General features: G+C 69.9%; 6 protein-coding genes and 1 pseudogene. 5 read left to right on the top strand and 2 right to left on the bottom strand.

Features of this window, described 5'->3' with window-relative positions; all coding sequences use genetic code 11:
* A pseudogene (locus VED21_RS05100) lies at positions 1 to 338 on the bottom strand (phosphoglycerate dehydrogenase); the annotation flags it as partial.
* Between the two features lie 88 nt (positions 339 to 426).
* A complete protein-coding gene (locus tag VED21_RS05105; protein WP_324881240.1) occupies positions 427 to 1,590 on the bottom strand; it encodes a phosphoserine transaminase in 1,164 nt (387 codons plus the stop codon).
* A 258-nt stretch (positions 1,591 to 1,848) separates the two neighbouring features.
* On the opposite strand from VED21_RS05105, the gene VED21_RS05110 reads away from it, so the two are divergent.
* The 5 genes from VED21_RS05110 to VED21_RS05130 form a co-directional block, all read left to right on the top strand.
* Entirely contained in the window at positions 1,849 to 2,850 is a 1,002-nt protein-coding gene (locus tag VED21_RS05110) for a cysteine synthase A (RefSeq protein ID WP_324881241.1), read from the top strand.
* Positions 2,851 to 2,941: 91 nt separating this feature from the next.
* Positions 2,942 to 3,649: an alanyl-tRNA editing protein gene (locus VED21_RS05115; protein ID WP_324881242.1), complete on the top strand. Its 708-nt coding sequence runs from the start codon at positions 2,942 to 2,944 to the stop codon at positions 3,647 to 3,649.
* A gap of 14 nt (positions 3,650 to 3,663) precedes the next feature.
* On the top strand, positions 3,664 to 4,530 hold the full coding sequence (gene sseA, locus VED21_RS05120; protein WP_324881243.1) for a 3-mercaptopyruvate sulfurtransferase: 867 nt from the start codon (positions 3,664 to 3,666) through the stop codon (positions 4,528 to 4,530).
* Entirely contained in the window at positions 4,527 to 4,952 is a 426-nt protein-coding gene (locus VED21_RS05125; protein WP_324881244.1) for a GNAT family acetyltransferase, read from the top strand. Before sseA ends, VED21_RS05125 begins: the two co-directional genes overlap by 4 nt.
* Positions 4,931 to 5,515, top strand: a 585-nt coding sequence (locus VED21_RS05130) for a GNAT family N-acetyltransferase (protein WP_324881245.1), incomplete at its 3' end; no start/stop codon positions are given. The genes VED21_RS05125 and VED21_RS05130, both read left to right, overlap by 22 nt.

A 5,515-nucleotide genomic window follows, 5' to 3' on the forward strand; every position in this document is an offset into this window, starting at 1 on the left:
GCCAGCGCGAACATCAGCGCGATGGCGTGCTCCGCCGTGGTGATGGAGTTGCCGTAGGGCGTGTTCATCACCACGATGCCGCGCTGGGTGGCGGCCGGCACGTCGACGTTGTCGACGCCGATGCCGGCGCGCCCGACCACCTTCAGGTTGCGCGCGACGGCCATCAACTCCTTGGTGACCTTGGTGCTGGAGCGGACGGCCAAGCCGTCGTAGTCGGCGATGATGGCCTTCAGCTCGTCGGGCGACAGGCCGGTGCGCACGTCGGCCTCGACGCCGCGCTCGCGGAAGATCTCGACCGCGCGCGGGCTGAGGCTGTCGGAAATCAGGACCTTCGGCATGGGGTTTCCTCCCGGGGAAATGTTTGTCATTGGCTGGCCGAAGAGCGTGCGCCCGGCCACCCGTGTCCGGGCCGCCGGGCGCGGGGGTTTACGAGGCCGAAGCGGTCACGTCCGCCTTCACCGTCGCGAAGGCCCAGTCCAGCCACGGCAGCAGCGCCGCGATGTCGGCCCCCTCCACCGTGGCGCCGCCCCAGATGCGCAGGCCCGGCGGCGCGTCGCGGTAGGCGCCGGCGTCCAGCGCCACCCCTTCCTTCTCCAGCAGCGCCGCGACCTTCTTGGCGAAGTCCGCCTGCCCTGCCGCGTCCAGCTTGGCGACGTCCGGGTCGGTGATGGTCAGGCAGATCGACGTGCAGGAGCGGATCGCCGGATCGGCGGCCAGGAACCCGGCCCAGGCGGACGTGGCCTGCCAGTCGGCGATCAGCTTCAGGTTGCCTTCGGAACGTGCGATCAGCCCCCGCAGGCCGCCGGCCGACTTCGCCCATTTCAGGCCGTCGATGGCATCCTCCACCGCCAGCATGGAGGGCGTGTTGATCGTTTCGGCCTTGAAGATGCCTTCGTTCAGCTTGCCGTCCTTCGTCATGCGGAAGATCTTCGGCATCGGCCACGCCGGCTTGTGCGACTCCAGCCGCTCCACCGCGCGCGGGCTCAGCACCAGCATGCCGTGCGCCGCCTCGCCGCCCAGCACCTTCTGCCAGGACCAGGTGACGACATCGAGCTTGTCCCAGGGCAGGTCCATGGCGAACGCCGCAGACGTCGCGTCGCAGATCGCCAGCCCCTGCCGGTCGGCCGGGATCCAGTCGCCGTTCGGCACGCGCACGCCGGACGTCGTGCCGTTCCAGGTGAAGATCACGTCGTGCGACCAATCCACGTCCTTCAGATCGGGAATCCGGCCGTACGGCGCCTGCAGAACGCGCGCGTCGAGCTTCAGCTGCTTGGTGATGTCGGTCGCCCAGTCCTTGCCGAAGCTTTCCCACACCAGCGCATCGACCGGGCGGGGGCCCAGCAGGGACCACAGCGCCATCTCCACCGCACCGGTGTCGGAAGCCGGAACGATGCCGATGCGATAGTCGGCGGGCAAACCCAGGATTTCGCGGCTGAGGTCCAGAACCTCCTGCAGCTTCGCCTTGCCCGGTTTGGACCGGTGCGAGCGGCCGAGCAGCGCGTCGCCCAGCGCGTCCAGCGTCCAGCCCGGCCGCTTGGCGCAGGGGCCGGAGGAGAAGTTGGGGACGTTCGGCCGTTCCGTCGGCTTCATGCGGCGAATTCCTTCCCTAAGTCTGGCGACCGGTTGGGCGGTCGCGGCCCGCCACGGACGATACGGTTCGCCTGACGGACGGTCAATCTGCCCAGCCGTTGGTCAACGAAGGGTGCGCGCTATGCCGCAGGGGGACATCGATCAACACATTTCAAACGTGAAACTCTGCAATTCACACCGCCGCCTTGAAATCCATCATCAGAAACCGATAATGTACTTTCATCGGTTTCACACAATGTCAGGACAGGGAGTACGGCCGTGGACATCCGCAACGGCTTCATCGGCAGCATCGGCAACACGCCGCTCATCCGGCTGGACGGGCCGTCGCGCGCCACCGGCTGCGAGATCCTCGGCAAGGCGGAGTTCCTGAACCCCGGCGGTTCGGTGAAGGACCGCGCGGCCCTGGCCATCGTGCGCGACGCGGAGCGGCGCGGCCTGCTGCGGCCCGGCGGCACCATCGTGGAGGGCACGGCGGGCAACACCGGCATCGGTTTGGCGCTGGTCGGCAACGCGCTGGGCTACAAGACCGTGATCGTCATGCCGGAGACGCAGAGCCAGGAGAAGAAGGACATGCTCCGGCTCATCGGCGCCGACCTGCGCCTGGTGCCGGCGGTGCCCTACAAGGATCCCAACAACTACGTCCGCTGCTCCGGCCGCCTTGCCGAGGAGCTGGCGAAGACAGAGCCGAACGGGGCCATCTGGGCCAACCAGTTCGACAACGTCGCCAACCGCGAGGGCCATCGCCTGACCACCGGTCCGGAGATCTGGTTCGAGACGGAAGGGCGCGTCGACGCCTTCACCTGCGCCGTCGGTTCCGGCGGCACGCTGGCCGGCGTCGGGCTGGCGCTGAAGGAGCGCGACCCGAACGTGCGCATCGTGCTGGCCGATCCGCTGGGCGCCTCGCTCTACAGCTACTACAAGACCGGCGAGCTGAAGGCCGAGGGCAGCTCCATCACCGAGGGCATCGGCCAGGGCCGCATCACCGCCAACCTGGACGGCGCCCCCATCGACGACGCCATCCAGGTGACCGACGAGGAAGCCCTGCCGGTGATCTTCGACCTGGTGAAGACGCAGGGCCTTGTGCTGGGTGGTTCGTCCGGCATCAACGTGGCGGCGGCGATGCGCGTGGCGCGCGACCTGGGGCCGGGGCACACGGTGGTGACCATCCTGTGCGACGGCGGCCAGCGCTACCAGTCCAAGCTGTTCAACCCCGCCTTCCTGCGGGAGAAGAACCTGCCGGTTCCGGACTGGCTGGATTGACGCGCTCTGGACTGGCGCGCGATCCGGGGGCAAGGTGTCGGACGTCGGGTTGAGCGAAGGCCCGGCGTCTGGCGTTTTCCGGGAGCCCCCCATGGAGCTGATCTTCCGTGACGATGCGTACGCGCGGTCCTGCGCGGCGACGGTGACGTCGGTGGACGAGCGCGGCGTGCGCCTCGACCGCACCGTCTTCTACCCCAACGGCGGCGGGCAGCCGGGCGACACCGGCGTGCTGCGCTTCGCCGGCGGCGAGGTGGCGATCGTCGACACGGTGAAGGGCGACGGGCCGGACGACGTGGTCCACGTGCCGGCCGACGGCGCCGCCCTGCCCGCCCCAGGCACGCCTGTCGAGGCCGTCATCGACTGGGACCGCCGGCACCGCCACATGCGCATGCACACCACGCTGCACCTCGTGTGCGCGGTGCTGCCCGGCGCCTCGATCACCGGCGCGCAGGTCGGGGCCGACAAGAGCCGCGTCGACTTCAACGTCCCCACCGAAAGCCTGGACAAGGCCGACCTGACGGCGAAGCTGAACGCCCTGGTCGCGGCCGACACGCCCGTCGCCCCCCGCTGGATCACCGACGAGGAGCTGGACGCCAGCCCCGATCTGGTGCGCACGCTGACCGTGAAGCCGCCGCGCGGCTACGGCCGCGTGCGGCTGGTGAACATCGACGGCGTCGACCTGCAGCCCTGCGGCGGCACGCACGTGGCCCACACCGGCGAAATCGGCATGGTCGAGGTGGTGAAGATCGAGAACAAGGGCAAGCAGAACCGGCGCGTCGTCGTGGCGCTCAAGGACTGACAGGAGGAACGAACATGGCGGCAACCCTTCCCGGCCCGCTGGTCAGCACCGAATGGCTGGCGGCCAACCTGAACGCCGGCAACGTCAAGGTGGTGGACGCCACCTGGGGCATGCCCGGCAGCGGGCTGGACCCCAAAGAGGACTTCGCGGACGAGCACATTCCGGGCGCGGTCTTCTTCGACATCGACGCGATGGCCAGGCCCGACACCGGTCCCCTGCCCCACATGCTGCCCGACGCCGACGACTTCGCCGCCAAGGTCGGTGCGCTCGGCATCGGCAACGACGACATCGTCGTCGCGTACGACACGCACGGCCTGCAGACGGCGGCGCGCGCGTGGTGGCTGTTCCGCGTCTTCGGCCACGACAAGGTCGCCGTGCTGGACGGCGGCCTGCCGCAGTGGATCGCCGACAAGCGCGAGGTGGAGGGCGGCGAGTCGGCGCCCGCGCCCAAGACGTTCAAGGCCACGCTGCGGCCGGAGCTGGTGCGCTTCGCCGACGACGTGCAGGCGAACATCGACGCGCGCAGGTTCCAACTGGTCGACGCGCGCAACCAGCCGCGATTCGAGGGCACCGTGGACGACCCCTGGGTGGGGCGCCGCCGCGGCCACATCCCCGGCAGCCGCAACCTGCCCTTCAGCGACTTCCTCGACCCGGCCACCAAGGTGTTCCTGCCGGCCGACCAGATGCGCGCGAAGGTCGCCAAGGCCGGCGTGGACCTGGACAAGCCGATCGTCGCCTCCTGCGGCTCGGGCGTGACCGCCTGCGTGCTGGCGCTGGGCTTCCACCTGCTGGGCCGGCCGGACGTGGCGGTGTACGACGGTTCGTGGGCCGAATGGGGCCTGCCCGGCAACCGCCCGGTCGAGACCGGCCCGGCCACATGACGCTGGAGATCCGCGCCTATCGGGACGAGGACCGCGACGCGGTGGTGGGCCTGTGGACGGCCTGCCACCTGGTCGTGCCGTGGAACGACCCGGACGCCGACATCGCGCTGTGCCGGTCAAAGCCGAACGCGGCGCTCCTGGTCGGCACCGAGGACGGACGGGTCGTCGCCACCGTGATGGTCGGCCACGACGGGCACCGCGGCTGGCTCTACTATCTGGCGACCGATCCCGCCTGGCGCGGCCTTGGCCATGGCCGGCGCGTGGTGGAGGCGGCCGAGTCCCGGCTGGCCGCCGAGGGCATGCCCAAGGTGCACCTGCTGATCCGAGAAACGAACACCACGGTGGCCGCGTTCTACGAACGGCTCGGCTACGCCCGCTCGCCCGTCACCATGATGCAGAAATGGCTCAAAAATCCTTCCTGACCCCATCCACCGGCAACGGCGACGTGCCGCCCGGCTGTCTCAGCGTCATCGTCACCTATCTGGAGATGGACCGGCCGCCGCGCCACCAGCCGCTGCCGCGCCCGCCCGGCGACCTGGTGCTGATGCGCGCCGAGCCGCCGAGCGTGCCCTTCTACCGCTATCTGTACGACACGGTGGGCGAGCCGTGGCTGTGGAACGAGCGGCGCCGGATGTCGGACGCCGACTTGCGCGCCGTCGTGGCCGACCCGCGCGTCGAGGTGCACGTGCTGCACGTCGCCGGAACGCCGGCCGGGTACGTGGAAATCGACCGCCGTGACCGCGCCGCCACCGACATCGCGTATTTCGGCATGATGCCGGACTTCATCGGCATGAAGCTCGGCCCCTGGCTGCTCGACCAGGGCATCCGCATGGCCTGGGCCGGCCGGCCGCGCCTGCTGACGGTCAACACCTGCACCTTCGACCACCCGAAGGCGCTGCCGCTCTATCAGAGCATGGGGTTCAAGCCGGTGCGCCACGTCACCCGCATCATCAGCGACCCGCGCCTGACCGGCGTGCTGCCGCGC

Source organism: Azospirillum sp., assembly GCF_035627195.1.
In the GTDB taxonomy this organism is placed as follows: domain Bacteria; phylum Pseudomonadota; class Alphaproteobacteria; order Azospirillales; family Azospirillaceae; genus Azospirillum.

What these genes read in the sequence shown, in the direction of transcription:
- VED21_RS05125 (WP_324881244.1), top strand. Translation starts at nt 4,527, where the DNA reads ATGACGCTGGAGATCCGCGCCTATCGGGACGAGGACCGCGACGCGGTG.
- VED21_RS05115 (WP_324881242.1), top strand. Translation starts at nt 2,942, where the DNA reads ATGGAGCTGATCTTCCGTGACGATGCGTACGCGCGGTCCTGCGCGGCG.
- VED21_RS05105 (WP_324881240.1), bottom strand. Translation starts at nt 1,590, where the DNA reads ATGAAGCCGACGGAACGGCCGAACGTCCCCAACTTCTCCTCCGGCCCC.
- sseA (WP_324881243.1), top strand. Translation starts at nt 3,664, where the DNA reads ATGGCGGCAACCCTTCCCGGCCCGCTGGTCAGCACCGAATGGCTGGCG.